This window comes from Alkalimarinus alittae, assembly GCF_026016465.1.
GTDB classification, from domain to species: Bacteria; Pseudomonadota; Gammaproteobacteria; order Pseudomonadales; family Oleiphilaceae; genus Alkalimarinus; species Alkalimarinus alittae.
Genome location: NZ_CP100390.1, coordinates 1,224,047 through 1,248,222, shown reverse-complemented (window position 1 = coordinate 1,248,222; position 24,176 = coordinate 1,224,047). Strand labels below are relative to the sequence as shown.

Genomic DNA, 24,176 nt, shown 5'->3' with positions numbered 1-24,176 from the left:
GCTCCGAAGATTCGTATTCCACTAACACGCTTTAATGCTTATTCCGCTTTATCCATTTTGCACGATGACCTAAGCGAAGAACATTGACTATTAATTTTAATCCTTCAAGTGGGCAGCCCCACAACTAAAGCGTATTAATTTACGGCACTTTCACACATTAACTTTTGCTTTAAACATGGGTTAATTCTAGCCGTTTTGCTTCACTGCGGCGTACTCTTTTTGACGCTTAGGCTGACGTAACTATATGGCTTTAAGACCCCTAACGCCTTGCACATGGGAAATTAATAAACGTGGCCGTCTTTTTGGCCGCTTTTATTAATTTTCCTATGATGCTTATTGTTAGGTGTGGACGTCACTTCGGACTTTGACCTTGATTCCAAAGGCTCTTATTCCCGTGACCCACACCTTTAATTTTTACTCCACTCTAGCGTGCTTGCACGAAGACCGAAGCGAAGAATTTTAAACGCTTAATCCAACCGTTAATGTGGGATGCCCCACAACTAAAGCCTTTAACTATACGGTATTTTCAGTTCTTCACTTTTGCACTGAATTTGGTTAAAACACCTACAACCCTTTGAAATTTACACTACAAATACAAGAATTTAGCACACCTAACGCTTTGCACATGGGCAACAACAAAAACGGCCAGTTTTTTCTCTTTGGCCGCTTTTGTTGTTGTCCTATGCTGCTATTGGTTAGGTGTGGAAGTCACTTCGGACTTTGATATTGGCTCCAAAGTTCCTCACTCCCGTGACTCACACCTTCTAATTTTTATTCCACTTCATCCATCTTGCACGAAGAGTGAAGCGAAGAATTTTGATTTCTATTTTCAATAGCTAGTGTGGGCGGCCCCACAACACAAGCGTATTAATGCACGGTACTTTCAACGCTTAATTTTTGCACTGGTTTTGGATCGATACCGCACACTCTTTAAAACAAAAACACCATAAATACAGCCTGGTAGCACACCTAACGCCTAGCACATGGGCAACAATGAAAGTGGCCGGCTCTTTGGCCGCTTTTGTTGTTGTCCTATGATGTGACTTGTTAGGTGCTGAAATCACTTCGGACTTTGACTCGTTTCTCCGAAGTTTATTATTTTAACCCTAACACTCTTTAATTTTTACTCAGTCCTTTTAATTTTGCACATTGAACTGAGCGAAGAATTTTAATTTATTGATGCAGTTTTTAATGCGAGTTGCCCCACAACCTAAGCGGCTATTTTTACTCGCTACTACGGTGTTTCACTTTTGCTTTGATACTTAACTGCGGCGTACCCTTATTGACGCTCAAGCTACCGTAGCCATAGACCTTTAGAGCACCTAACGCTTTGCACATGGGCAACAACAAAAGTGGCCGGCTTTTTCTTTTTGGCCGCTTTTGTTGTTGTCCTATGCTGCTACTGGTTAGGTGTGGACGACACTTCGGACTTTGACCTTTATTCAAAAGGCTCTTATTCCCGTGACTTACACCCTTAATTTTTACTCCACTTCATCCATCTTGCACGAAGATTGAAGAGAAGAATTTTAAACGCTTAATCTAACCGTTAATGTGGGATGCCCCACAACTAAAGCCTTCAACTATACGCTACTTTCAGCTCTTAACTTTTGCACTGAATTTGGTTAAAACACCTACAACCCTTTGAAACTTAAACTACAAATAGAAGGATTTAGCACACCTAACGCCTTGCACATGGGCAACAATGAAAGTGGCCGTCTTTTTGGCCGCTTTTGTTGTTGTCCTATGCTGCTATTGGTTAGGTGTGGAAGTCACTTCGGACTTTGATACTTACTCCAAAGTCTCTTATTCCCGTGATCCATACCTTTTAATATTGCTCCACTTCATCCTTTTTGCACGAAGACTGAAACGAAGACGTTTAAATTCTAAATTCACCGTTGATGCGGGCTGCCCCACAACTCAAGCGTATTAAAGTACGATACTTTCAACGCTTAACTTTTGCACTGTTTTTTGATCGGAACCGCACACGCTTTAAACCAAAACCGCCATAAATACTGACTGGTAGCACACCTAACGCTCAAATTTATGGCAGGTTTGTGGAACGGCGTAGCCGTGGAGCAAAGCTGTCCTTAACATTTACTTGTTATAGCAATATGCCCTCTATGGCCACTCAATTTAATGGCTACCCTGATTCTTTTAATGCTTTTTCAAGTGTAACCGTAGTAACTATTTTTACTCACAGCACTCACTACGCTTCGACATAGTATTTTAATTAAATACTATTAAGCCAAGTACAAAGATCAGTTGAACAAAAACTAATATCAAATATCTTGCTGTCTGAGACAAACTAAAAAGATTAATTGGTTTTATCAATGGCGTATATATCAATTCGACAATTACTATTGTTAGTAAAAGAGCAACAATAAACCAGTCTTGAAAATAGGACAGCAGCCAAATAAACGCAAATAACGTAAAAGGAAGCATGCCTAGCCCCTTAATATATGTATTATTTACGTTTATGTTCATATTTACCTTAAGCTATAACGCTTTGCACATGGGCAACAACAAAAACGGCCGGCTTTTTCTCTTTGGCCGCTTTTGTTGTTGTCCTATGCTGCTACTGGTTAGGTGTGGACGTCACTTCGGACTTTGATATTGACTTCAAGGGCTCTTATTCCCGTGACTCACACCCTTAATTTTTACTCCACTTCATCCATCTTGCACGATGATTGAAACGAAGAATTTTAAACGCTAAGTACAATCGTAAATGTGGGCTACCCCACAACTCAAGCTTAATAAATTACGGTGCTTTCAGCACTTAACTTTTGCACTGAATTTGGTTCGAATGCCTACAATCCTTTGAAATATACAATACAAATACAAGGATTCAGCACACCTAACGCTTTGCTAATGGGCAAATGTTTGATGGCGGTTTTTATGCGTGTTTTTGCATAAAAAGTGACAGCGAATATTTGTCCTATTGAGCTATTGGTTATGCTTTATTTTGTTCATAGTTTGGTCTTTCAGTATTTGTACTAAACCAGCCTGATTTTGATTCACAATATATTTCGTAGTTTGGCACAGGTATATGACCCTCCGTTACTGTACCAAGCCTTAACCTTATTGTTTCAGGCATGTCAGTTCTTTGGCTATACAACGGACTGCCACAGTTACCACAAAATACACGCTTTTTATTTGGACTTGAGAAGAACGTTTTTAAAGAACTAGAACCATTGGTAAAAGTAAATTTTTCAAGCTCTATTGGAGCATTGGTGACGAACGGTGTTCCCTGTGCTCGCTTACATTGGCTGCAATGGCAAACTGCAACTTCATTGATTCAACCATCGTATCGATACTTAACCTCTTCACAGAGACAACTTCCTTTTATCATACTATCCTCGATTTACTTTTAGAGCATAACGCTTTGCACATGGGCAACAACAAAAACGGCCAGTTTTTTCTCTTTGGCCGCTTTTGTTGTTGTCCTATGCTGCTATTGGTTAGGTGTGGAAGTCACTTCGGACTTTGATATTGGCTCCAAAGTTCCTCACTCCCGTGACTCACACCTTCTAATTTTTATTCCACTTCATCCATCTTGCACGAAGAGTGAAGCGAAGAATTTTGATTTCTATTTTCAATAGCTAGTGTGGGCGGCCCCACAACACAAGCGTATTAATGCACGGTACTTTCAACGCTTAATTTTTGCACTGGTTTTGGATCGATACCGCACACTCTTTAAAACAAAAACACCATAAATACAGCCTGGTAGCACACCTAACGCCTTGCTCTGCGGTTGGGTAAAACTGGCGGCTTTTTTGCCAGCGAAGCGAGGCGAAAAAGGTGCCAGTTTTACCCAATCCGCAGGAGCCACTTGTTATGTGTTTATTCTGGTAGTTGTTCATAAGAAATTACTCTCTCCAGATTTTGTGCCCAGGCAGCTGAACTAGAGGTAAAAATATGAGCTGTTGGCTTTATAGAGATAGCTTGATCTAAACTGCCTGCCGGCACTACAACTAATTGATTATTCATTTGTAAACTTGGTAGTGCCGAACCACAATTTGAGCAAAAACATTTTACATGCCTAGTTGAAGGTAGCTTATAAGTTTTTACTCTGTCTTCGCCCGTTTTCCATATCAACTTTGCAGAAGAAGAAAACAGGTTTGAAGCATGTACTGAGCCTGTATCTTTTTGGCAGCGATTACAATGACATAAATATAGGCTTTCGAATTCTCCACTCACTTCAAAGCTTACTGCACCACATAAACATGATCCTGTAATACTCATTCTATATACCTGCTGCTGTCTGATTCACATAACGCCCTGCTCAACGGTGTAGTATTTTTGGCAGTTTTTATGCGGCTCTTTGCATAAAAAGTGACAAAAATGCGGAATCCGTTGCAGCTAATGGTTAGGTGTGGACGTCACTTCGGACTTTGATATTGACTCCAAAGGATCTTATTCCCGTGACTCACACCCTTTAATTTTTATTCCACTTCATCCATCTTGCACGAAGATTGAAACGAAGAATGTTAACCGCTTAATCCAACCGTTAATGTGGGCTGCCCCACAACTCAAGCGTGTAAATTTGCGGTATTTTCAGCACTTCACTTTTGCACTGAATTTGGTTCGATTACCTACAAACCTTTGAAATATACATCATAAATACAAGGATTTAGCACACCTAACGCCTAGCACACGTGCTTAGTAATTGGAGGGACTTTTGCGTTCCTGTGCAAAAGGCGCGACGATTACTAAGTCCCGTGGTGCTTATGGTTATAAGGCAAACCGTTGAGTTTAAGCGAAGTCACTGACTGAAGCGTAGCGAAAGCGCACTCTTTAATTCACCGATTAAAATATTAACGTTTCAATCCCACGGAGTTTAAACAAACCACCAGAGAACAAAACCCTTTAACTTGAAATTTGTGATGAAGTCTCAAACAAAAAGCCACAAACGAAATCAGTGAAAGTGGTGTTTAGCTGAACTTTATTAAGCCACCTGAACAAAATGTTGAGGTGCCACATACCAATGAAAAACAAACAAACCGATTAAGAAAACTAAGCAGCTTAGACCCACAAAACCAAACAGGAAGCTTTAAGCTTTTGCCGTATAACGCCTGCAGCATGTGCGGCAAAAAGTGTAGTGAGGAACGAACGTAGCTTTTTGACGTCCCATGCCTGCACTGGTTATAAGCCGTTTAGCACTGAGGTTCAAATTTAAATACCTCACCATCGAAAGATGGTTCTTTGAATGTTGTTGTATCTATGAATTCATTAGACACCGCTAAGGCTTCTTCAATTGAATTTGGTTTTGGAAACAAATTATCTCTTCGAATAATAAAATTTGTAAAAGGAACCGTTAAATCAACTGTAATTGGCATGGATGAATTCTCATCGCCACCGTAGTAGCCCGAAAACTCTGCATTGGCCATTAATTTAAGATTGAACAAGTTTCTTTCTACTCGCTTCAACTCGATATGCACATCATTGCACCAATCATGTGTTGTGAGATAGAACGTTGTTTCGTTCATTTCTTTTACAATTTCGTTTTGAAAATCAATTGACTCTAACTCGTGCCAACTCTTACCTTTAAATGGTATCCACTCTGAAGCTAAAGAACATTCCCACTCATTATCCCCATATTTAATTGGCTCGAAGTCAATTTCTATTGATATGAACAGACCCCTTTTCAAACCGACATTCGGGTTTTCAAAAATAAACCCAGAGATTGAGCCTGATTTCGCTTTTAACTCCTGATGTGGAAACTCCATTTCACTTCCTTACGACTTATAACGCCTTGCTAAGCGGTTGTGGTGAATTGGCGGTTTGTTTGCGGTTCTTTGCAAACAAGGTGTCAATTTACCACAATCCGACTTGAGCAACTTGTTATATGGTTTATTGCTTTGAACTTAAAGTCCTTCAGGTGGCTCGAAGGATTTGAAGCCAACAAATCGACGCACAATACCAAGAACAGCCTCTAAGTTAGGAGAAGATTCTCGTGAAGGCCACAAGCTTCGCCATTCTTTCTCGCACTCGTCTCTGACCTCAATTACATATTGCTTTGTGAGACCCTCGTATTTGATATCCCAGTGGTCTGGATGCTCTTCCGCGTCGCTAAGAAGGTTGCGCGCAGCAAACCAGATGGAAACCCAGTGAAGCAATGGATCTTCCGGATGTCGATTTCGCAGAGGGAGAACAATCTGGGGCTCCCACTTGCCTTCTTCGAAAAGATCTTTTTCCGCAATATATTTCATAATAGACTCTTAAAGTTTGGTGCGTTCACTCGGCCATATAACGCTGCGATAAAGGGCCGGAACTGCGTAGCAGTGGAGGTCCAGCCCTGTAAGGGCGATCTTTGATTGCCTGGTTATACGATTATTCATTCCAGAGTTAATATTAGCCTATTAATTTCGGTATAAAAATAATAGGTAAAGCAATGACTATGACGATCAATAGAAGATAGAACAATGCTTTTCCTGTTTTCACAGTTCCAGATTTAAAGCCAAAAAAACGGAAAAAGTATACAGGTACACCTATTATTGGAAATACCGCACAAAAAACTTTATAACCACCAATTTTTCGTAACTCATTTTCCTTAGCATGCCGGCCGCACCAAATAAAAACACAAACAGCAATAAATATTGAGTGGGCCACAGTTATAGCTTGCTGGTCTGAAATACTAAAGCTAAAAATACCTTCTACTATCCCACTCACTAGAAAGCTAATAAGTATAACAATGAGTACAAAATTTGATTTATTCATAATGTTCTTTTACGTATAACGCCTAGCACATGGGCAACAATGAAAGTGGCCGGCTCTTTGGCCGCTTTTGTTGTTGTCCTATGATGTGACTTGTTAGGTGCTGAAATCACTTCGGACTTTGACTCGTTTCTCCGAAGTTTATTATTTTAACCCTAACACTCTTTAATTTTTACTCAGTCCTTTTAATTTTGCACATTGAACTGAGCGAAGAATTTTAATTTATTGATGCAGTTTTTAATGCGAGTTGCCCCACAACCTAAGCGGCTATTTTTACTCGCTACTACGGTGTTTCACTTTTGCTTTGATACTTAACTGCGGCGTACCCTTATTGACGCTCAAGCTACCGTAGCCATAGACCTTTAGAGCACCTAACGCTTACATAAAGGGCCGGAACTGCGTAGCAGTGGAGGTCCAGCCAGCTTGTCTGGCGATCTTTGATGTTCTAGTTAAGAGTTTTATTCATCCGCCGTTTGCCGCGTCTATTGCTGGTAATATTGAATAAAATAGTATGGTAAAACAAATAACTATACTACCTATTGCTACCAGTATTGGAACAAATTTAGTTTGGACTGAACCAACCCTAAAGAGACCAATTACTGATGGAACAAAGCTCAATAAAGCCACAACGAAGAAAAAAACAAGAATGAGAAATAATGCAATAAATGTAAAGCCTGAATCAGCAGGCCCTCTAATAACATTTTCGTTACCAAGGCCAAAATACTGGTAAAAACCAAAGAAAATTAGCAATGACGTTATTACTATTGCTGAGATTAGGGATATTCTGATTGCTTGCATTTATTGACTCTTAACGCCTTTAGCTGCGGCGAGCGATAGCGAGTCCAGCCCCGGGGCTTTTTCCGGGGCGAGGCAGGCTAAACTTGTTAAATGCTTTGATCACTGAACGACAGCCCCATAAAGGAAGAACAAAGCCATAATTACTATTTGATGGTAAATCATGCGCCGACGATAAACCAAACCTTCGGGTTTAAATTTGTTGCGATGAAAAACCATCGCTTGAAGCAAGACTTCCATGCGCGGCCCCTGATAATAAGTGGCCGCCATTGCCCAGCAATAAACATAAGATAGATTAAAGACAATAAATGCTGTTGCGATTAATGTGATTTGCAGTTCCGTTGACACCTTGAGCTTAGCCTTTAGCAATTAATTAGAAATAACCACTACCTGGATTTGACGGAGTGTCATCGTGCCCGCGCTTTGTAAGCGCTCAATAATCCCCACCTAACATCTGCGAAGTTATTCAAATACGCTCAAGCTTCATTCATTATGAGGCAAAATCATGAGCAAATCAGCACTCACAAAAAAACAAGCCTACTGGCTCAACCACATACAGCAGTGCGAGCAGAAGAAGCTAACCGCTCCCGCTTACTGTGATCAACATGACCTGAAAGTATCACAGCTTTACAGCTATAAACACGAACTTCGCCGCAAAGGTTTTCTGCAAACCGAATCTACAACGGCTTTTGCAAAAGCCCTCGTTACACCATCACAAAAAACGGCGACGGTTAGGGCGCACCCTGTCGCTTTCTCTTTGTCCGTTGCCTGGGGTAAGTTCCGCTTACAAATGACGACGGGTGGTCCGTTGTCATGATGAGGCCTGATGACTTATCGATTACCGTCTACCTGCATAAAGACCCCGTGGACTTTAGAAAGTCGATTAACGGCTTGGCCATCCTGGTCGAAGCGGAGATGGAACTGAACCCTTTCGAGAAAGCGCTATTCGCTTTCTGTAACCGTCAGCGTGATAAAATCAAGGTACTGTATTGGGAGCGCAATGGTTTTTGTCTCTGGTATAAACGCTTAGATAAAGAACGGTTTAAGTGGCCAAATAAACAAGCGTCTGATGTTATTACCCTGACGACTCAGGAACTAAACTGGCTATTGGATGGCTTTGATTTATGGAGTAATAAACCTCACCAAACCCTGAATTATCAGTCGGTTATCTAAGCGTAATCAGGTATAATACAGGCCATGAAAATCAACCCAAACAACCTACCTAACGATGTTGAAAGCCTTAAAGCTTTAGTCCAAAAGCAGCAAAACCTGTTGGATGAAAAGCAAGCTGAGGTCGATAAGAAGCAGGCTCGCGTAGAGCAATTAGAAGAGCAGTGGCGTCTGTTCCTGCATCGTAAATTTGCCTCGCAAAGCGAGAAAGCGCCAGGTCAGGGTGAACTCTTCAATGAAACGGAAGAAACCGCAGAAGACCCCATTCTTGAGTTGGATGCGGAAGCTATACTCAGTCCTGAGACAAAGACCAAAGCCAAGACTCGTGGCCGTAAGCCATTACCGTCTGAGCTACCTCGCGTTAAAGTCATCCATGATCTTCCTGAGTCTGAGCGTCAATGCCCTTGCGGCTGCCAACTCTCGGAAATAGGTGAAGAAACCTCCGAACAGCTGGACATCATTCCTGCCAAAATACGTGTACTTCAGCATATCCAAAAGAAGTATGCCTGCAAGGCCTGCGAAGATAAGGTCAAAACGGCATTCAAACCTGCTCAGCCCATTCCAAAGAGTAATGCCAGTGCGGGTTTGTTAGCTCATATTGCGGTATCGAAGTATCAAGATGCATTACCGCTATACAGACAGGAAGGAATGTTCAAACGCGTAGGCATTCACCTTCCACGGCAAACACTGGCTAACTGGGTGATCCGCTCCAGCGAGTTGCTACAACCGCTTATCAACCTGATGCGTGATCAGCTACTGGCAAGCCCCGTTATTCATTGCGATGAAACGGTCGTTAAGGTGCTGAAAGAGCCCGATAAACCGGCCAGTAGCCAATCCTATATGTGGGTTCAAGTGGCAGGGCCGCCGCAACAGCGCATTATTTTGTTTGATTATGATCAGAGTCGTTCCGGTCAGGTACCCCTGCGCCTGCTGTCTGGCTATCAAGGCTATCTGCAAACGGATGGTTATGAAGGCTATAACGCGGTGGCATCACAACCAGGCGTTACTCAACTCTGCTGTATGGCTCACGCTCGGCGTAAGTTTATGGAGGCTAAAAAAGCACAACCTAAAGCTAAAGCCAAAACGCGCAGTAAGGTTGATGTCGCTATCGACATGATTGGCAAGCTGTATGGGTTAGAGCGAGCTTATCAAGATGCGACACCAGAAAACCGTTATCAAATGCGGCAAGAGAAGGCGAAACCCGTGCTCGAAAAGCTGAGACACTGGCTGGATAAAACCTTGCCTGCTGTCCCACCAACCACATTATTGGGAAAGGCCCTGAATTATCTGCACAAATACTGGTCACGTCTGACGACTTACTTGGAAGATGGCCGCTTGAATATCGATAACAACATCGCGGAGAATGCTATCCGACCGTTCGTAATCGGTCGTAAGAACTGGTTGTTTAGTGATACACCGAGAGGGGCTCACGCCAGTGCAAGAATCTATAGCGTTATTGAAACGGCTAAAGCGAATGGGCTGGAGCCTTATGCTTATCTTAAGCAGTTGTTTACCGAACTACCGCGCGTGAGTAGTGTTGATGACGTAGAGGCGTTGCTGCCTTGGAATCAGAACCTGACAACCTTGCTCATGAATGAAACACTGCCGCAAGGTGGGGTTTAATTACCGCTTACCGCGCTTTTTGTAGTGCTTATAGATGAAAACCCCAATAGCAAGAAACATGAGTATAGGGATAACAACTGACTCAATTTTATTGGCTGACTCCATATCACTGAGCACAAACAATAAAATGATGATTAGAGCATTGATTGTCTGTTTCATATTGGCATTTAACGCTTTGCACATGGGCAATAGCAAAGGTGGCCGGCTTTTTCTCTTTGGCCGCTTTTGTTGTTGTCCTATGCTGCTACTGGTTAGGTGTGGACGTCACTTCAGACTTTGACCTTTATTCCAAAGGCTCTTATTCCCGTAATCCAAACCCTTAATTTGTACTCTACTCTAGCGTGCTTGCACGAAGATTGAAGCGAAGAATTTTAAATGCTTATCTCAATCGCTAATGTGGGCTGCCCCACTACTAAAGCCTTTAATTATACGGTACTTTCAGCACTTCACTTTTGCACTGGTTTTGGATCGTAATCACACACTGTTAAAACCAAATACACCATAAATACAGTCTGGTAGCACACCTAACGCCTTGCACATGGGCAACAACAAAAGCGGCCGTCTCTTTGGCCGATTTTGTTGTTGTCCTATGCTGCTTTTGGTTAGGTGTGGAAGTCACTTCGGACTTTGGTACTTGCTCCAAAGTCTCTTATTCCCGTGACCCATACCTTTTAATATTTACTTCGCTCTATCCATTTTTCACGAAGACTGAAGCGAAGACGTTTAGATTCTAAATTCACCGTTGATGTGGCCTGCCCCACAACTCAAGCGTATTCAAATACGATACTTTCAACGCTTAACTTTTGCACTGTTTTTTGATCGAAACCGTACACGCTTTAAAACAAAAACACTATTAATACAGCTTGGTAGCACACCTAACGCCGTGTTAATGGGATTGGGTGAGATGGCGACTTTTTTGAGTGTTTTTTCAAAAAAGGTGACAGCTTGCCCAATTCCCAATTGAACACCTTGTTATGTGATTGTCGCACTTCATAATTGATGCTAGGTGCTTTCATACCAATCTCTGCTATTAAATTGTTCAGGAATTTCTTGTTCTGCTGGGTCATCAAACCCCATACTTTCGAGCGTGTCGAACCACAAGTCTCTTTTTGACTCGGGCATTTTGGTGCCACAAAAAGGACAATATTGGATCAATAGTGAACTATTGCCGCCATCATGGATTATTAACCCGTACTCATCGAATTTATCAGAGTAATTGATTAAGACATCTGGGCAAGAATACTCATCTGTGTGTTGGTCACAATTTAAAGTTAATGAGTTTTCCATATCTGAGCAACAGTGATTATTCATATCTATTTACACACATAACGCCGCGTTAATGGGCAGGCACTGCGGAGGAATTTTTGGTGTAAAATGGCGCGAAGCGACATACACCAAAAAGGCCGCAGTAGTGACTGTCCAAGCCAACTTGTTGGCTGATCATTGAACGCCTTGTTAGCAATTTTATGGTATTGAACCAATATCATTAAAAATAGTTTCTTTAAATTCAATGCTTTGAATGCTTATTTCTTGCTCTTCTTTTGATAAACCATCGATTTTTAGGTTAAATTTTCTATCAGTGGAAGGAGTTGGATGATTAAAGACTAACTCGTAACAACTCCATAGCCCTGTTCTAGCTAATGATATTTTTAGATCTTCGTTAATATCGAGGCTTTGTTCTTCTTGTTTCATTACTGAAAAAACATAACCCTCTTGGACTTTTTCTTTTAATATTTCCTCGCTCCAGTCTTCTGGGAATCCAATATTTTTGTCTGGGAAATAATGGATAGGTCCTTCTATTTTTACTGGGCTTATCGTTTTATCATCTATTCTCAGTTCAATGTTGTTAGGGTAAAGCTGATAGCCTTTAGACTCTGGCATAATTGCTAACAAAATACGGAATTCTTTTTCTCTATTGTATGGTTCGCGCTTTCTGAGATAACTTATTTTTGGTTTATCCTCAAAGCTCAAATATACTGGAATTACGGTAATGAGAAAGTGTTCGTAGGTTTGAACATCATTTAACAGTCGTACATGTAAAGAAAAATCCGGATATTTGATCTGTGAATATGTGATATTTTTACCAGAAGCTCGAACGGGAATATTAACATTATACACTTCGCTTATTGCACATCCCGAGAGAACTAGTGTTAGTACGGTTAAATTGAATAATTTGATAAAATATTTTGTCATAATTTAGTTTGCTAACGCCTTGCTCAACGGAGTAGTATTTTTGGCGCTATTTTTGCGGTTCTTTGCAAAAAAAGTGACAAAAATACGGAATCCGTTGCAGCTACTTGTTATGGCTAGATGTTAGCTACTGGCATTGAATTTAGTTGCTAGCACCATGCTCTAATTTGTTTTTTGGTTTTGTCTGTATTTTTTAACGATCAGCACACTTAATACATATGCGACTAAAATCATTATATACAAAAATACTTTTATCATTATTGGGGTTTCGATAGCACCCCATAACCTTAATGTGTCATTTACGAGCAAAATAGCAATTGCAGTAATAACCATTGTTGTTTTAAAGAAGGCCGTACCTCCTTCCTTTGTACTAAGTGCTGATAGTAGCAATGCAATTAACGATAGCAATAACCCAAATAATGAGACTGCACCTGGCATCAAATTTGGTAACAAAGCTAAAACAGCTATAATCACTATAAACCAACTAATGATCACAATTGACTCCTTTCAATGACCATAACGCTTTGCACATGGGCAACAACAAAAACGGCCGGCTTTTTCTCTTTGGCCGCTTTTGTTGTTGTCCTATGCTGCTACTTGTTAGGTGTGGACGTCACTTCAGACTTTGACCTTTATTCCAAAGGCTCTTATTCCCGTGTTCCACACCTTCTAATTTTTATTCCACTTCATCCATCTTGCACGAAGATTGAAGCGAAGAATCTTAAACACTATTTTCAACCGTTAATGTGGGCTGCCCCACAACTCAAAGGTAGTAAAGTACGGTACTTTCAATGCTTCACTTTTGCACTGGTTTTGGATCGCAATCGCACACTGTTAAAACCAAATACACCATAAATACAGTCTGGTAGCACACCTAACGCCGCGTTAATGGGCAGGCACTGCGGAGGACTTTTTGGTGTAAACTGGCGCGAAGCGACATACACCAAAAAGGCCGCAGTAGTGACTGTCCAGCCCAACTTGTTGGGCGATCATTGAACGCCTTGTTATGTGATTTCATCTCCCTGGTTCCCACTCATCGTAAGTAGGCATTGCTGAGGTGTAGTTTAACCAAGGAACTTCATGTGAAGACCAAATTCTGAGCTCTGGTATTTTACCAGGATCTTCATCAAGAGTTGCCACCCTCAAGACTAGAACTGAACTTCCCTCCTTCTCTTTAATCAAGTGAGTTCCGCACTTTGAACAAAAACACCTTATTTTTCCCGGTGATGATTCAAATTTAGAAAGCAATGATTCACCTTTTAACCATCGGAAATTACTACGTTGAACTCCTGATGCCGTATTGAACGCCGCAGCATGTGCTTTCCTGCACGTATTACAAGAACAATGCTGAATCGGTGAATCTAGTTCACTGACTTCATATTCTATTCCGCCGCAGAGACAACTACCTTTCATGATGTTTCCTCAGTACTTTTCACATAACGCCTGAATTTGCGGCTTGGGTGAATTGGCGGCTTTTGTGCGTATTTTTGCACAAAAGGTGACAGTTTACCCAAGTCCGGCAAGATGCACTGGTTAAGCATTTTTACCACCATTTCGCGAAACTCTCTATGTGGGCTATATATTGATGTATTAGTTCTGGGTCGAAATCTTTCTTGAATTCCATATAACCAGAACCCATTTCGCTATGTATTCGATGAACCGACAATTGGATTTCTTGATTTGTAATTGTAAGCAATAGCTCTCTATCCATATCGTAAAACTCAGCCTTGCTAGCTTGCCCACTTTTAATCTTTTTTAGTTGCGCCAAAAACTCATCAAGTATTGCGCACTCAAACCACATATCAGTTGCAGAGTATGTAAAGCTACCTCGGGGCAACTCTAATTTTAGTTCAACCTCACAACCAAGAGACGGAAGCTTATCTTCAGTTTCTTTGATTTTGATGCCCAGCCAAAATGGGTTTGGGAACTCTATATCGTAGCTCATATTATTTAGTGCTTAACGCTTTGGTAACGGGTGGCAACGGAGCGCAGCGTAGTTGGCATCCCGTTGACCAACTTGTTAACTAAATACACCGAAAAGAACCACAACGACTAGCATAAAATTAAGCCCTATCAGTGTACTTAGTCCAGATTCTAGACGCGAAATCTTACTGTAGAGGGATTTTGGGACCTCATACACATTAGTCGTGAAGTGCCTCGAGGTTACTCCATGCACGAAGAAGTTGACAGCCAACGGTATTGCAAACAAAGCACTTATAACTTCAAAAATAAAAAGGAAGGAGTCGAAGTAGTCTTTATCGGCTTTCTCTTCATCATCAAGAAGATTTTTCGGCGAATCAAACTTCGCGCTGAACTCCAATTCGGACTCACCGTTTTCGATAAGGTCTATAATAAGTGCCTGATTCATCTTAATATGATTTTGAGCAGCCATAATCTGCCCAAACTTCATATTTAGGTCTTTTTCGTCCAGCTCATCAGACATTGTCTTCAGCTGTTGAACCATGACCAAAAGCACTGAAGAACAAAATAACAAAGATATTGATTGAAAAATATATACCCAAGGCTTCAGTGGTTTCCTTGAGAAGAAAGATACAATCAAAATAAAAAGGGGAACAACGTAAAGCCCTATTAATGCGATCGTTTTTATTAGTGCGATTGAGTTCATATTTTTTTAGTTAACGCCCTAATTTTAGGCAGGTTTGTGGAACGGCGAAGCCGTGGAGCAAAGCTGTCCTAAACATTTGCTGGTTAAGGTTGGTTTCTTCTACGAATTTCTTCATAGATTCCATAGATAATAGCAACTTCCATTTCTTTTTCATCATAACTATCGAAGTCATGCCGCTCTAGCCTAGCAAATAGTTCAGGAGTGACACTCTGTTGAAACCAAGCCTCTAAAAACAGCGCAAAGTCTTTTTCTTCATCACTCATTAATGCTGGAGAATAATTATAAGGAAGTAAATTTTGACTACGCATATAGAACAGGGGAAATTTACCAACGTCTGTATGAAGATCACCAATAATCCCAAAACGGAATTCTTCCCCATTAGAGTCTACAAATGAAGCAATTAAAGAGCCTCCATCAGACATAGCCCATACTTCTCCAATCACTACAGGAGGTTTCAATTTTGGGATTGAAGTAACGTAAGAATAAGCACCTAGCAATATAAGCCCTCCGAAGAGGGCTAAAGCTAGAACTGTTTTCTTAATCATATATAAACCTTAAGCCAAGACATGCACTCCGGCTGGAAATACTCCATCTAGATTTGGTAAGAACTTTTTCAATAAATCCCCAATAGCTAAACACGCAACAGCAAGCCCTACCAAGATACAAGAAACTATTGCTAATTCCACCTTACCCTCCGGACATATAACGCCTTGCACATGGGCAACAACAAAGGCGGCCGTCTTTTTGGCCGGTTTTGTTGTTGTCCCTTGCTGCGACTTGTTAGGTGTGGAAGTCACTTCGGACTTTGATATTGGCTCCAAAGTCTCTTACTCCCGTGACTCACACCCTTTAATATTTACTTCACTTCAACCTTTTTGCACGAAGACTGAAGCGAAGACGTTTAAATTCTAAGCTCACCGTTGATGCGGGCTGCCCCACAACTCAAGCGTATTAAAGTACGATACTTTCAACGCTTAACTTTTGCACTGTTTTTGGATCGAAACCGCACACTCTTTAAAACAAAAACACCAAAAATACAGCTTGGTAGCACACCTAACGCTTTGCACATGGGCAACAGCAAAAGTGGCCGGCCTTTTCTTTTAGGCCGCTTTTGTTGTTGTCCTATGATGCTACTTGTTAGGGGTTTATTTCACTTCGGACTTTACTATGTTATTCCGAAGTTACTCATTCCCCCCAACGATTTTTTAATTATCTTCGGACGTTGATACTTACTCCGAAGTCTCGTATTCCACTAACACTTTTTAATGTTTATTCCGCTTTATCCACTTTGCACGATGACCTAAGCGAAGAACATTATTTCTCAACTTCAATCCTTTAAGTGGGTTGCCCCACAACTAAAGCGTATTAGTTTACGTCAAATTCACATGCAAACTTTTGCTTTTAACACGGGCTAACCTTTGCAGCTTTGCTTCACTGCGGCGTACTCTTTTTGACGCTTAGGCTGACGTAACTATATGGCTTTAAGACCCCTAACGCTTAAATTTTGGGCAAATAATGTGGAGTGCCGTAGGCGCGTAGCATTATTTGTCCTAAACATTTTCTGGTTATATTTCTTTACGGTATTTTTGCATCACAATGTGCACATCGACCGGTAAGGTTTGGTGAAAATTTATTACGTAAAGCTGCTTGATTACAGTTAAGACACTTATAGTTTAACAGCCTTGATAGATAATAATTACCTAAGAAATAAACGAAAATTAGAATTGGTGTTGCTAACACGTGATTACCAGTTCCGACTGTTATAAAAAAAATAGAAACAAGGCTAACAACTAAAACAATTACTGCAACATAGTATTTTTTTCTTGTGCTGCGAAATATAGACTCGATATTTTGACTCTGATCATTACTTTTATTTGTATATTCAGCACTGTACTTCCTCAAAGTTATTTCTTCTTTTAAGGTCTCAAAGTTAGCAGGGTATTTTAGCCTATCAATTGAACTAAATGCTTCTGCAAGTTCTTTATCAGAGTACGTTGAATAGTCAGGGCTCAATTATTAACCTCAAATATAACGCCAACATAAAGGGCCGGAACTGCGCAGCAGTGGAGGTCCAGCCAGCTTGTCTGGCGATCTTTGATGTTCTGGTTAGGCACTTTATATTTTTGGCCTGATTTCTGGCTTGGCACCATACCTTAATAATAAATTAGCAACTTCTGAAACTTCGTAAGCAACGGCATAATCATATGCCCGCCAGTTGTTCATCGCCACGCGATTTGGATTGCCACCATGCTTTAAAAGCAAATCAATTATGGTAAGTATGAGACTACCATTTATTGCTTTTTCAACTTGATACTCGTGCAACAGATACAAAAAATAATCAGATAGCGCGTCTTTAGAGTTTGGCTGCGCACCGGCTCTAAGGAGCTTTTCTATTACTTCAAAATCCTTCTTATGAAGGTAATTTTCTAGATAAGAAAAAAGCTCATCTTTCCTTTCCGGAAAGAATTCTATCTCTTCAATAGTGTCTAATAATTCTTGTCGTTCCATGAGTGCCTAACGCCGCGTTAACCGGAGGAGTAATGATGGCAGTTTTTGTGCGTTTTTTTTGCACAAAAGGTGACAGCATTACGGAGTCCGTGTTGAACGCCTGGTTAACCATTTTAATCATAACGTAACCAAGTTGTGCCGACGACAATAGACGTGAATTTAATTCCTTGATCTGTGACTTCCATTTCATATGGTGGGTCAACGGCTGTGCTTGAGACCTTTTTGCCATCTAATGTATATAAGAAACAATCAAGTTCACCTGTTTCAAGAACATAATTATTCTGCCGAGTTAGCGCCCAAAACAGACAAACATGTTCTAGGCCGATAAGCTTACTAGCTATAGTCGAAACTCTTGCGCTAATAGAGCCACACCCTAAAAATAACACTTCTGTTTCTGGAACATAAAGGACATCAAAAAACTCGGCTGAAGAAAATGACTCCCAGAATACGAATATTTTTAGACGATCATTAAAAGTCAGCGTAGTTAATGTATTGTTATCAGAGCTATTAGACTCAATAAATATTTCTTTATCGCGACATAAATTAGGATCAGAACACTTTTCATGTTCGATCTTGATTTCTGCACTCTGATTTGAAACTTTGTTCGATATCATATTAGTGGTTAACGCCGCTAACAATGGCGGAGCAAATTGGCGGGCTTTTTGGAACAAAAAGCGTGACAGTTTGCGGAGTCCATTGCTTAGCCTGGTTAGTGCTGTAGCTCTAGGATGTTGATTGGAACTGCCCTAGCTCTAGGTACTAACGGTTTAAATATTGATGGCTTGAATTAGTTCCAGATAGCCTTCGATACCTTTAATTTTGTACCGCCAGATTATGACGATTTACCCAGCCAAACGAAACGTACATATTTAAAAAATGTCGATTGGCTCAACTTAACTTGCCGCAAGCGTTCGCTTATAAACTGAACCCGAAACACCTGCGGTTTAGCTACCCAAAGCTAGGAAGCTTTAAACAACTGACCACTTAAAAATATGCGGTTTGGAACCACTAACGCCGCTAACAATGGCGGAGCAAACTGGCGGGCTTTTTGGAACAAAAAGCGTGACAGTTTGCGGAGTCCATTGCTTAGCCTGGTTAGTGCTGTAGCCCTAGGATGTTGATTAGAACTGCCCTAGTTCTAGGTACTAACGGTTTAAATATTGATGGCTTGAATTAGTTCCAGTTAGCCATCACTACCTTTAATTTTGTACCGCCAGATTATGACGATTTACCCAGCCAAACGAAACGTACACATTTAAAAAATGCCGATTGGCTCAACTTAACTTACCGCAAGCGTTCGTTTAAGAACTGAATTCAAAACACCTGCGATTTAGCGCCCCAAAACTAGGACGCTTTAAACAACTGACCACTTAAAAATATGCGATTTGGAACCACTAACGCCCAGCTCACCGCGCGTAGTAATGTTGGCGACTTTACTGCGTATTTTTGCAGGAAAGGTGCAAACATTACGGAGTCCGGTGGAGCTGTTTGTTATGTTTTTTGTTTTAATCGAAGGCCTCATCATTAACTAACCCTTTAATGAATTCTTCGAAGCTGCTTGCTAAAAAGGTAATTTTATAATCATCTTCTTGATCTACGTGAACCACCTGTGGTTCTCCATTTTTGCCGCAGGCTCTATAGTCTAGGCAAAACATATCATGACCAGCTGATGGGCAATCGCCGAAGTAAATACCAATATCAGGATATTCCCATTCATCTATCATGAACTTACTGCCAACCTCACCACAAAGAGAATAGGTTTTCTCTCTACCTATTCCCAGAATGCCGTGAATTGCTACGTGATCATCTGCCCAAGACGTAGCCTCATTTGTTGGGAAGCATGTATTTATAGGGATACCGCCATTTTGGCTTTGCATTAACTCGACATAAGAATCAGGGAGTTTGTATCCAAGCTCTTTTTCTATTTCTTTAACCAATTCAGCACTTGGCGTTTCGTTTATATACTCTTCTCTTGCATAGTCACTATCTTTCCAAAAAGTAGATATATCTTTGAAATAATTACTCATATTCCCCCTTTTGGGCGATTAGAAAACATAACGCTTTGCACATGGGCAACAACAAAAACGGCCAGCTTTTTCTCTTTGGCCGCTTTTGTTGTTGTCCTATGCTGCTACTGGTTAGGTGTGGAAGTCACTTCGGACTTTGACCTTTATTCCAAAGGCTCTTATTCCCGTGTTCCACACCTTCTAATTTTTATTCCACTTCATCCATCTTGCACGAAGATTGAAGCGAAGAATTTTAAACACTATTTTCAACCGTTAATGTGGGCTGCCCCACAACTCAAGCAGGTAACTTTACGGTATTCTCAACACTTAAATTTTGCACTGCTTTTAGGACTAAACCGCACACGTTTTAAGAAAAAAACACCATAAATGCAGTCTGGTAGCACACCTAACGCCTGCATTTGCGGCAGTTTTGTGAAGCGGCGAAGCCGCGTAGCAAAGCTGTCCAAGCCACGCAGTGGCTGATGCAACATGCACTGGTTATACAAGCTTAACCCCACAATGAGGACACTTTCCAGTTGTTGCTGATTTATATGATTTTGAAGCTAAATAAACCTGTTTTTTACATTGAGGACAACAAAATTCAGATAGTTTTGAATCTATGTGGAGATTTACTATTAGTGCAACAATTAGAAACGGCACAATCAATGACCATACTTCTAATGCCACAATGGTGAAAAACAATATTGCTAATATAGCACTCCCAACAAAAAGTAGAAGTCTTGCATGTGTAAGATGCTTAGTATGAGTCATATTTTTTCGTATAACGCCGCGTTAATGGGCAGGCACTGCGGAGGAATTTTTGGTGTAAAATGGCGCGAAGCGACATACACCAAAAAGGCCGCAGTAGTGACTGTCCAAGCCAACTTGTTGGCTGATCATTGAACGCCTTGTTAGAGGTTCAATTGTCCGATTATTACGGACACAGAAACCAACCCCAACACTACTGCAATTAAGCTTCGACTAATGAGCTTAATCATATTATCTTGCTTTATTGAGAATGGAGCAGTCCAAATATAGATAGCTTCAATTAGAATTGCCATTACAATATATGTTCCTATAAGGCTATATTCACTGCCACTTTTTATAGTGGTCCATACGTAAAAAATTAGCGTAAAGTGCATTAGTAAATTTAAAAATGAAGCACCAAATTCAACGCTAGATTGCTTTCCACAACTAGTGCAAACAGCACCAATATCAGGTGACGAATCGATTACGTGCAATAATGGAATCGACTTTTCTTCACAATGTGGACACTTTTTCATAATGCTTCCTTTTACCTAAAGACCTCTAACGCCTAGCACAACGGCGTAATAATTTGGCGGGGCTTTTTGCGTTTCTTTGCAAAAACCGCGACAGATTATGGAGTCCGTTGGTGCTTTTGGTTATGAGCATAGTTGCGGTCATTGCACGAGCATTGATGACAAAACACCAATGACAGCTATGCAAATAGCCATACAAATTAATACCCAAATAACCCCATAAGTTAAACGTAAAAACCTAGGCCAGTTTTTAATAAATTTACGATCTAAACCTAAGTTACCTAAACCCTCAGCAGCACAATAAAGAGGTAAGCCCATTAAAACAATACCTACCCAAAATACGGCGGAATAAGTAATAACAGGAAAGAAGTAGGCCCAAACTGAAACCCCAATTACGAAAGAGACTATCAGTAAAACTGTGGCCTTGGTTGACCTTGATGATTTCTCTTCGAAGTTCCACTCTTCATTCATACTTACAGCTCATAACGCCTTGCACATGGGAAATTAATAAACGTGGCCGTCTTTTTGGCCGCTTTTATTAATTTTCCTATGATGCTTATTGTTAGGTGTGGACGCCACTTCGGACTTTGACCTTTATTCCAAAGGCTCTTATTCCCGTGATCCACACCCTTAATTTTTATTCCACTTCATCCATCTTGCACGAAGATTGAAGCGAAGAATTTTGATTTCTATTTTCAATCGCTAATGTGGGCTGCCCCACAACTAAAGCGTAGTAAATTACGGTATTTTCAGCACTTAACTTTTACACTGAATTTGGTTCGAACACCTACAATCCTTTGGAATTTACATCACAAATACAAGGACTTAGCACACATAACGCCTTGCACATGGGCAACAACAAAAGCGGCCGTCTCTTTGGCCGATTTTGTTGTTGTCCTATGCTGCTTTTGGTTAGGTGTGGAAGTCACTTCGGACTTTGGTACTTGCTCCAAAGTCTCTTATTCCCGTGATCCATACCTTTTAATATTTACTTCGCTCTATCCATTTTTCACGAAGACTGAAGCGAAGACGTTTAGATTCTAAATTCACCGTTGATGTGGCCTGCCCCACAACTCAAGCGTATTCAAATACGATACTTTCAACGCTTAACTTTTGCACTGTTTTTTGATCGAAACCGTACACGCTTTAAAACAAAAACACTATTAATACAGCTTGGTAGCACACCTAACGCTTTGCTAAACGGCAAATGTTTGATGGCGGTTTTTATGCGTGTTTTTGCATAAAAAGTGACAGCGAATATTTGTCCGTTTGAGCTTCTGGTTAGAATTTATTTACTCCGAACCTATGAACTGAACAATTGGCACTTTTTTCTCGTGGTTTTTAAGCCAATCTCTTATCTCTACGGCTTTAGCTGTATCACTTTCCCCAACTAGCTTTTTCAACCGCTCAACTTTCATAGTTTCCATTTTTTGCCCTCGTACATTTCTTTGCCATTGGTCTGTAAAAACCTTTGGAAGCTTATGGGCAAGCTCTAAAGACTTTAGTAGCTTCCATTCACTACCGTCCAGCCATGCTTCATCACAGAAACCACAGAGGTCAATACGGTTTTTGTGATCGCTAGATATGGAGTACTTTGTCATTAATTTACTGCACTTTGGGCAAGAAAGTGCTGTTTTAGCATCGCTTTCAACAGTTACATCAGCATCAATTTTATCACTCTGCTCTATTGGCTCATTTCTTTCCGCCCAATCGCGATAGTAGAGTAATGACAGCAAAGAGCCCTCGCACTCAGGGCACCCCATAACGGGAAGCCCTTCTTCCATTTTCGTAGGCTTCAAATCTATATTTCTACATTTTGGGCACTGCATAATGCTTCCTTATTTTAAAATTCTAACGCCTTGCACATGGGAAATTAATAAACGTGGCCGTCTTTTTGGCCGCTTTTATTAATTTTCCTATGATGCTTATTGTTAGGTGTGGACGTCACTTCAGATTTTGACCTTTACTCCAAAGGCTATTATTCCCGTGACTCACACCCTTTAATTTTTACTCCACTCTAGCGTGTTTGCACGAAGACCGAAGCGAAGAATTTTGATTTCTATTTTCAAACGCTAATGTGGGCTGCCCCACAACTCAAGCGTAATAAATTACGGTATTTACAGCACTTAACTTTTGCAATGATTTTGGTTCGAACACCTACAACCCTTCGAAATATTCACTACAAATACAATAATTTAGCACACCTAACGCCTTGCACATGGGCAACAACAAAGGCGGCCGTCTTTTTGGCCGGTTTTGTTGTTGTCCTATGCTGCTTATTGTTAGGTGTGGATGTCACTTAAGACGTTGACCTTTGCACCAAAGGCTCTTATTCCCGTGACCTACACCCTTTAATTTTCACTCCACTCTATCCTGATTGCACGAAGACCGAAGCGAAGAATTTTAAACTCTATTTCCAATCGCTAATGTGGGCTATCCCACGACTCAAACGCATTAACGTACGATACTTTCAATGCTTAACTTTTGCACTGTTTTTGGTTCGCAACCGCACACAATTTAAAGCCAAAAACATCATAAATACAGTCTGGTAGCACACCTAACGCTGCCAACAACGGCAGACTTGTAGTTGTGATTTTTGTGCAATAATGGCGTAGCCATGCACAAAAATCGCGGCTGCAAGGCTGTCCAAACCACGAAGTGGTTGATGTTGCTTGGCCTTGTTAGCTGATTATTCCCATGGGAAAGACTCTAATTCAACCATTTCCTCAATCCAAGCAGCTTGGCCATGAATAACTGGCGCTATAGAGTCACCCGAAAAACTTGCAATTAACTTTACCGTAAGACTAATACTAAATTTTGAGCCATGTAAATTTGAAATGTAAACTAAGCCATTTAACGCTACATCCTTTTTCTGCCCCTCAAGGAATGCCGACTTATTAAGTTCTATATCAAATTTCAATGGAAATGAACTATTTATAGCGATAACTCTTTGGCCCTCAGGTCTAGCTGTAATTTCTTGAGCTTTTTTTCCTGTTGTATTAGTTGATAACGCAAAAAAATAAAGTTGCGACCTTCCTGTATTTTTTATTAGAAGAGTTCCAGTGCTGAATATATATTGCAAATCAATACTTGGAGTTAGATCAATTGCACTTAGTGATTTCTGAATTTTATTGATTATTTTGGTTTCACGATATTGAAAAATGGCAAGTACAAATATCGCCACGGTTGTTAAAGATGAAACCCAATTTGACCAATTTACTTTCGATAATAATTCAATCCATTCGCACATTTATAGAATTTCCA

General features: G+C 40.6%; 26 protein-coding genes. 4 read left to right on the top strand and 22 right to left on the bottom strand.

Annotation, left to right across the window (positions count from 1 at the left end; genetic code table 11):
• Positions 1 to 2,950: 2,950 nt before the first annotated feature.
• From NKI27_RS19390 to NKI27_RS05495, 7 genes are all read right to left on the bottom strand, one after another.
• Positions 2,951 to 3,295: a GFA family protein gene (locus NKI27_RS19390; RefSeq protein WP_455168460.1), complete on the bottom strand. Its 345-nt coding sequence runs from the start codon at positions 3,293 to 3,295 to the stop codon at positions 2,951 to 2,953.
• Between the two features lie 545 nt (positions 3,296 to 3,840).
• On the bottom strand, positions 3,841 to 4,242 hold the full coding sequence (locus tag NKI27_RS05520) for a GFA family protein (protein ID WP_265048688.1): 402 nt from the start codon (positions 4,240 to 4,242) through the stop codon (positions 3,841 to 3,843).
• 911 nt (positions 4,243 to 5,153) lie between these two features.
• Positions 5,154 to 5,726, bottom strand: coding sequence for a hypothetical protein (locus NKI27_RS05515; protein ID WP_265048687.1), 573 nt, complete (start codon positions 5,724 to 5,726; stop codon positions 5,154 to 5,156).
• A 138-nt stretch (positions 5,727 to 5,864) separates the two neighbouring features.
• Positions 5,865 to 6,209 (bottom strand): hypothetical protein, encoded by a 345-nt coding sequence (locus NKI27_RS05510; RefSeq protein WP_265048686.1) that lies wholly within the window; start codon positions 6,207 to 6,209, stop codon positions 5,865 to 5,867.
• A gap of 142 nt (positions 6,210 to 6,351) precedes the next feature.
• Positions 6,352 to 6,717 carry a hypothetical protein gene (locus NKI27_RS05505; protein ID WP_265048661.1) on the bottom strand — a complete coding sequence of 122 codons (366 nt, stop codon included), beginning with the start codon at positions 6,715 to 6,717 and terminating at the stop codon, positions 6,352 to 6,354.
• Between the two features lie 459 nt (positions 6,718 to 7,176).
• Positions 7,177 to 7,512 (bottom strand): hypothetical protein, encoded by a 336-nt coding sequence (locus NKI27_RS05500; protein WP_265048685.1) that lies wholly within the window; start codon positions 7,510 to 7,512, stop codon positions 7,177 to 7,179.
• A 99-nt stretch (positions 7,513 to 7,611) separates the two neighbouring features.
• Positions 7,612 to 7,857, bottom strand: coding sequence for a hypothetical protein (locus NKI27_RS05495; protein ID WP_265048684.1), 246 nt, complete (start codon positions 7,855 to 7,857; stop codon positions 7,612 to 7,614).
• Positions 7,858 to 8,014: 157 nt separating this feature from the next.
• On the opposite strand from NKI27_RS05495, the gene tnpA reads away from it, so the two are divergent.
• From tnpA to tnpC, 3 genes are read left to right on the top strand one after another with little or no spacing between them, the layout of a single operon-like run.
• Positions 8,015 to 8,326, top strand: coding sequence for an IS66 family insertion sequence element accessory protein TnpA (gene tnpA / locus NKI27_RS05490; protein ID WP_265048683.1), 312 nt, complete (start codon positions 8,015 to 8,017; stop codon positions 8,324 to 8,326).
• Entirely contained in the window at positions 8,323 to 8,682 is a 360-nt protein-coding gene (tnpB, locus tag NKI27_RS05485; protein WP_265048682.1) for an IS66 family insertion sequence element accessory protein TnpB, read from the top strand. The genes tnpA and tnpB overlap by 4 nt, the downstream gene beginning before the upstream one ends.
• 24 nt (positions 8,683 to 8,706) lie before the next feature.
• Positions 8,707 to 10,302 carry an IS66 family transposase gene (gene tnpC, locus NKI27_RS05480; protein ID WP_265048681.1) on the top strand — a complete coding sequence of 532 codons (1,596 nt, stop codon included), beginning with the start codon at positions 8,707 to 8,709 and terminating at the stop codon, positions 10,300 to 10,302.
• A 1,002-nt stretch (positions 10,303 to 11,304) separates the two neighbouring features.
• On the opposite strand, the gene NKI27_RS05475 is transcribed toward tnpC, so the two are convergent.
• The 11 genes from NKI27_RS05475 to NKI27_RS05430 form a co-directional block, all read right to left on the bottom strand.
• Positions 11,305 to 11,613 (bottom strand): DUF6980 family protein, encoded by a 309-nt coding sequence (locus NKI27_RS05475; RefSeq protein WP_406802932.1) that lies wholly within the window; start codon positions 11,611 to 11,613, stop codon positions 11,305 to 11,307.
• A gap of 153 nt (positions 11,614 to 11,766) precedes the next feature.
• Positions 11,767 to 12,495 carry a hypothetical protein gene (locus NKI27_RS05470; protein ID WP_265048679.1) on the bottom strand — a complete coding sequence of 243 codons (729 nt, stop codon included), beginning with the start codon at positions 12,493 to 12,495 and terminating at the stop codon, positions 11,767 to 11,769.
• A 159-nt stretch (positions 12,496 to 12,654) separates the two neighbouring features.
• On the bottom strand, positions 12,655 to 12,987 hold the full coding sequence (locus NKI27_RS05465; RefSeq protein ID WP_265048678.1) for a hypothetical protein: 333 nt from the start codon (positions 12,985 to 12,987) through the stop codon (positions 12,655 to 12,657).
• A 519-nt stretch (positions 12,988 to 13,506) separates the two neighbouring features.
• The gene (locus NKI27_RS19385; RefSeq protein ID WP_406802929.1) at positions 13,507 to 13,905 is read right to left on the bottom strand and encodes a GFA family protein; all 399 of its coding nucleotides are present in this window, start codon (positions 13,903 to 13,905) and stop codon (positions 13,507 to 13,509) included.
• A gap of 130 nt (positions 13,906 to 14,035) precedes the next feature.
• Positions 14,036 to 14,437, bottom strand: a complete 402-nt coding sequence (locus NKI27_RS05460; RefSeq protein WP_265048677.1) for a hypothetical protein — start codon at positions 14,435 to 14,437, stop codon at positions 14,036 to 14,038.
• A 75-nt stretch (positions 14,438 to 14,512) separates the two neighbouring features.
• Positions 14,513 to 14,935 carry a hypothetical protein gene (locus NKI27_RS05455; RefSeq protein ID WP_265048676.1) on the bottom strand — a complete coding sequence of 141 codons (423 nt, stop codon included), beginning with the start codon at positions 14,933 to 14,935 and terminating at the stop codon, positions 14,513 to 14,515.
• A gap of 266 nt (positions 14,936 to 15,201) precedes the next feature.
• Positions 15,202 to 15,663, bottom strand: a complete 462-nt coding sequence (locus NKI27_RS05450; RefSeq protein ID WP_265048675.1) for a hypothetical protein — start codon at positions 15,661 to 15,663, stop codon at positions 15,202 to 15,204.
• 1,030 nt (positions 15,664 to 16,693) lie between these two features.
• Positions 16,694 to 17,131, bottom strand: a complete 438-nt coding sequence (locus tag NKI27_RS05445; protein ID WP_265048674.1) for a hypothetical protein — start codon at positions 17,129 to 17,131, stop codon at positions 16,694 to 16,696.
• Positions 17,132 to 17,233: 102 nt separating this feature from the next.
• Complete coding sequence (locus tag NKI27_RS05440) at positions 17,234 to 17,626, bottom strand: hypothetical protein (protein ID WP_265048673.1); 393 nt, start codon at positions 17,624 to 17,626, stop codon at positions 17,234 to 17,236.
• A gap of 113 nt (positions 17,627 to 17,739) precedes the next feature.
• On the bottom strand, positions 17,740 to 18,240 hold the full coding sequence (locus NKI27_RS05435) for a hypothetical protein (protein WP_265048672.1): 501 nt from the start codon (positions 18,238 to 18,240) through the stop codon (positions 17,740 to 17,742).
• A gap of 891 nt (positions 18,241 to 19,131) precedes the next feature.
• Positions 19,132 to 19,653 (bottom strand): SMI1/KNR4 family protein, encoded by a 522-nt coding sequence (locus tag NKI27_RS05430; RefSeq protein WP_265048671.1) that lies wholly within the window; start codon positions 19,651 to 19,653, stop codon positions 19,132 to 19,134.
• 741 nt (positions 19,654 to 20,394) lie between these two features.
• Between NKI27_RS05430 and NKI27_RS05425 the strand changes: the two genes are divergently transcribed.
• Positions 20,395 to 20,535, top strand: coding sequence for a hypothetical protein (locus NKI27_RS05425; protein ID WP_265048670.1), 141 nt, complete (start codon positions 20,395 to 20,397; stop codon positions 20,533 to 20,535).
• A gap of 8 nt (positions 20,536 to 20,543) precedes the next feature.
• Here the strand turns inward: NKI27_RS05425 and NKI27_RS05420 are convergent, their stop codons facing one another.
• The 4 genes from NKI27_RS05420 to NKI27_RS05405 form a co-directional block, all read right to left on the bottom strand.
• Complete coding sequence (locus tag NKI27_RS05420; RefSeq protein ID WP_265048669.1) at positions 20,544 to 20,915, bottom strand: hypothetical protein; 372 nt, start codon at positions 20,913 to 20,915, stop codon at positions 20,544 to 20,546.
• 138 nt (positions 20,916 to 21,053) lie between these two features.
• Positions 21,054 to 21,383 carry a hypothetical protein gene (locus tag NKI27_RS05415; protein WP_265048668.1) on the bottom strand — a complete coding sequence of 110 codons (330 nt, stop codon included), beginning with the start codon at positions 21,381 to 21,383 and terminating at the stop codon, positions 21,054 to 21,056.
• Between the two features lie 821 nt (positions 21,384 to 22,204).
• Positions 22,205 to 22,741, bottom strand: coding sequence for a TFIIB-type zinc ribbon-containing protein (locus NKI27_RS05410; RefSeq protein ID WP_265048667.1), 537 nt, complete (start codon positions 22,739 to 22,741; stop codon positions 22,205 to 22,207).
• Positions 22,742 to 23,601: 860 nt separating this feature from the next.
• Positions 23,602 to 24,162, bottom strand: coding sequence for a hypothetical protein (locus NKI27_RS05405; RefSeq protein WP_265048666.1), 561 nt, complete (start codon positions 24,160 to 24,162; stop codon positions 23,602 to 23,604).
• Positions 24,163 to 24,176: the final 14 nt, after the last annotated feature.

What these genes read in the sequence shown, in the direction of transcription:
- NKI27_RS05520 (WP_265048688.1), bottom strand. Translation starts at nt 4,242, where the DNA reads ATGAGTATTACAGGATCATGTTTATGTGGTGCAGTAAGCTTTGAAGTG.
- NKI27_RS05515 (WP_265048687.1), bottom strand. Translation starts at nt 5,726, where the DNA reads ATGGAGTTTCCACATCAGGAGTTAAAAGCGAAATCAGGCTCAATCTCT.
- NKI27_RS05510 (WP_265048686.1), bottom strand. Translation starts at nt 6,209, where the DNA reads ATGAAATATATTGCGGAAAAAGATCTTTTCGAAGAAGGCAAGTGGGAG.
- NKI27_RS05505 (WP_265048661.1), bottom strand. Translation starts at nt 6,717, where the DNA reads ATGAATAAATCAAATTTTGTACTCATTGTTATACTTATTAGCTTTCTA.
- NKI27_RS05500 (WP_265048685.1), bottom strand. Translation starts at nt 7,512, where the DNA reads ATGCAAGCAATCAGAATATCCCTAATCTCAGCAATAGTAATAACGTCA.
- tnpA (WP_265048683.1), top strand. Translation starts at nt 8,015, where the DNA reads ATGAGCAAATCAGCACTCACAAAAAAACAAGCCTACTGGCTCAACCAC.
- tnpB (WP_265048682.1), top strand. Translation starts at nt 8,323, where the DNA reads ATGATGAGGCCTGATGACTTATCGATTACCGTCTACCTGCATAAAGAC.
- tnpC (WP_265048681.1), top strand. Translation starts at nt 8,707, where the DNA reads ATGAAAATCAACCCAAACAACCTACCTAACGATGTTGAAAGCCTTAAA.
- NKI27_RS05475 (WP_406802932.1), bottom strand. Translation starts at nt 11,613, where the DNA reads ATGAATAATCACTGTTGCTCAGATATGGAAAACTCATTAACTTTAAAT.
- NKI27_RS05470 (WP_265048679.1), bottom strand. Translation starts at nt 12,495, where the DNA reads ATGACAAAATATTTTATCAAATTATTCAATTTAACCGTACTAACACTA.
- NKI27_RS19385 (WP_406802929.1), bottom strand. Translation starts at nt 13,905, where the DNA reads ATGAAAGGTAGTTGTCTCTGCGGCGGAATAGAATATGAAGTCAGTGAA.
- NKI27_RS05460 (WP_265048677.1), bottom strand. Translation starts at nt 14,437, where the DNA reads ATGAGCTACGATATAGAGTTCCCAAACCCATTTTGGCTGGGCATCAAA.
- NKI27_RS05455 (WP_265048676.1), bottom strand. Translation starts at nt 14,935, where the DNA reads ATGTCTGATGAGCTGGACGAAAAAGACCTAAATATGAAGTTTGGGCAG.
- NKI27_RS05450 (WP_265048675.1), bottom strand. Translation starts at nt 15,663, where the DNA reads ATGATTAAGAAAACAGTTCTAGCTTTAGCCCTCTTCGGAGGGCTTATA.
- NKI27_RS05440 (WP_265048673.1), bottom strand. Translation starts at nt 17,626, where the DNA reads ATGGAACGACAAGAATTATTAGACACTATTGAAGAGATAGAATTCTTT.
- NKI27_RS05435 (WP_265048672.1), bottom strand. Translation starts at nt 18,240, where the DNA reads ATGATATCGAACAAAGTTTCAAATCAGAGTGCAGAAATCAAGATCGAA.
- NKI27_RS05430 (WP_265048671.1), bottom strand. Translation starts at nt 19,653, where the DNA reads ATGAGTAATTATTTCAAAGATATATCTACTTTTTGGAAAGATAGTGAC.
- NKI27_RS05425 (WP_265048670.1), top strand. Translation starts at nt 20,395, where the DNA reads ATGAGTCATATTTTTTCGTATAACGCCGCGTTAATGGGCAGGCACTGC.
- NKI27_RS05420 (WP_265048669.1), bottom strand. Translation starts at nt 20,915, where the DNA reads ATGAAAAAGTGTCCACATTGTGAAGAAAAGTCGATTCCATTATTGCAC.
- NKI27_RS05415 (WP_265048668.1), bottom strand. Translation starts at nt 21,383, where the DNA reads ATGAATGAAGAGTGGAACTTCGAAGAGAAATCATCAAGGTCAACCAAG.
- NKI27_RS05410 (WP_265048667.1), bottom strand. Translation starts at nt 22,741, where the DNA reads ATGCAGTGCCCAAAATGTAGAAATATAGATTTGAAGCCTACGAAAATG.
- NKI27_RS05405 (WP_265048666.1), bottom strand. Translation starts at nt 24,162, where the DNA reads ATGTGCGAATGGATTGAATTATTATCGAAAGTAAATTGGTCAAATTGG.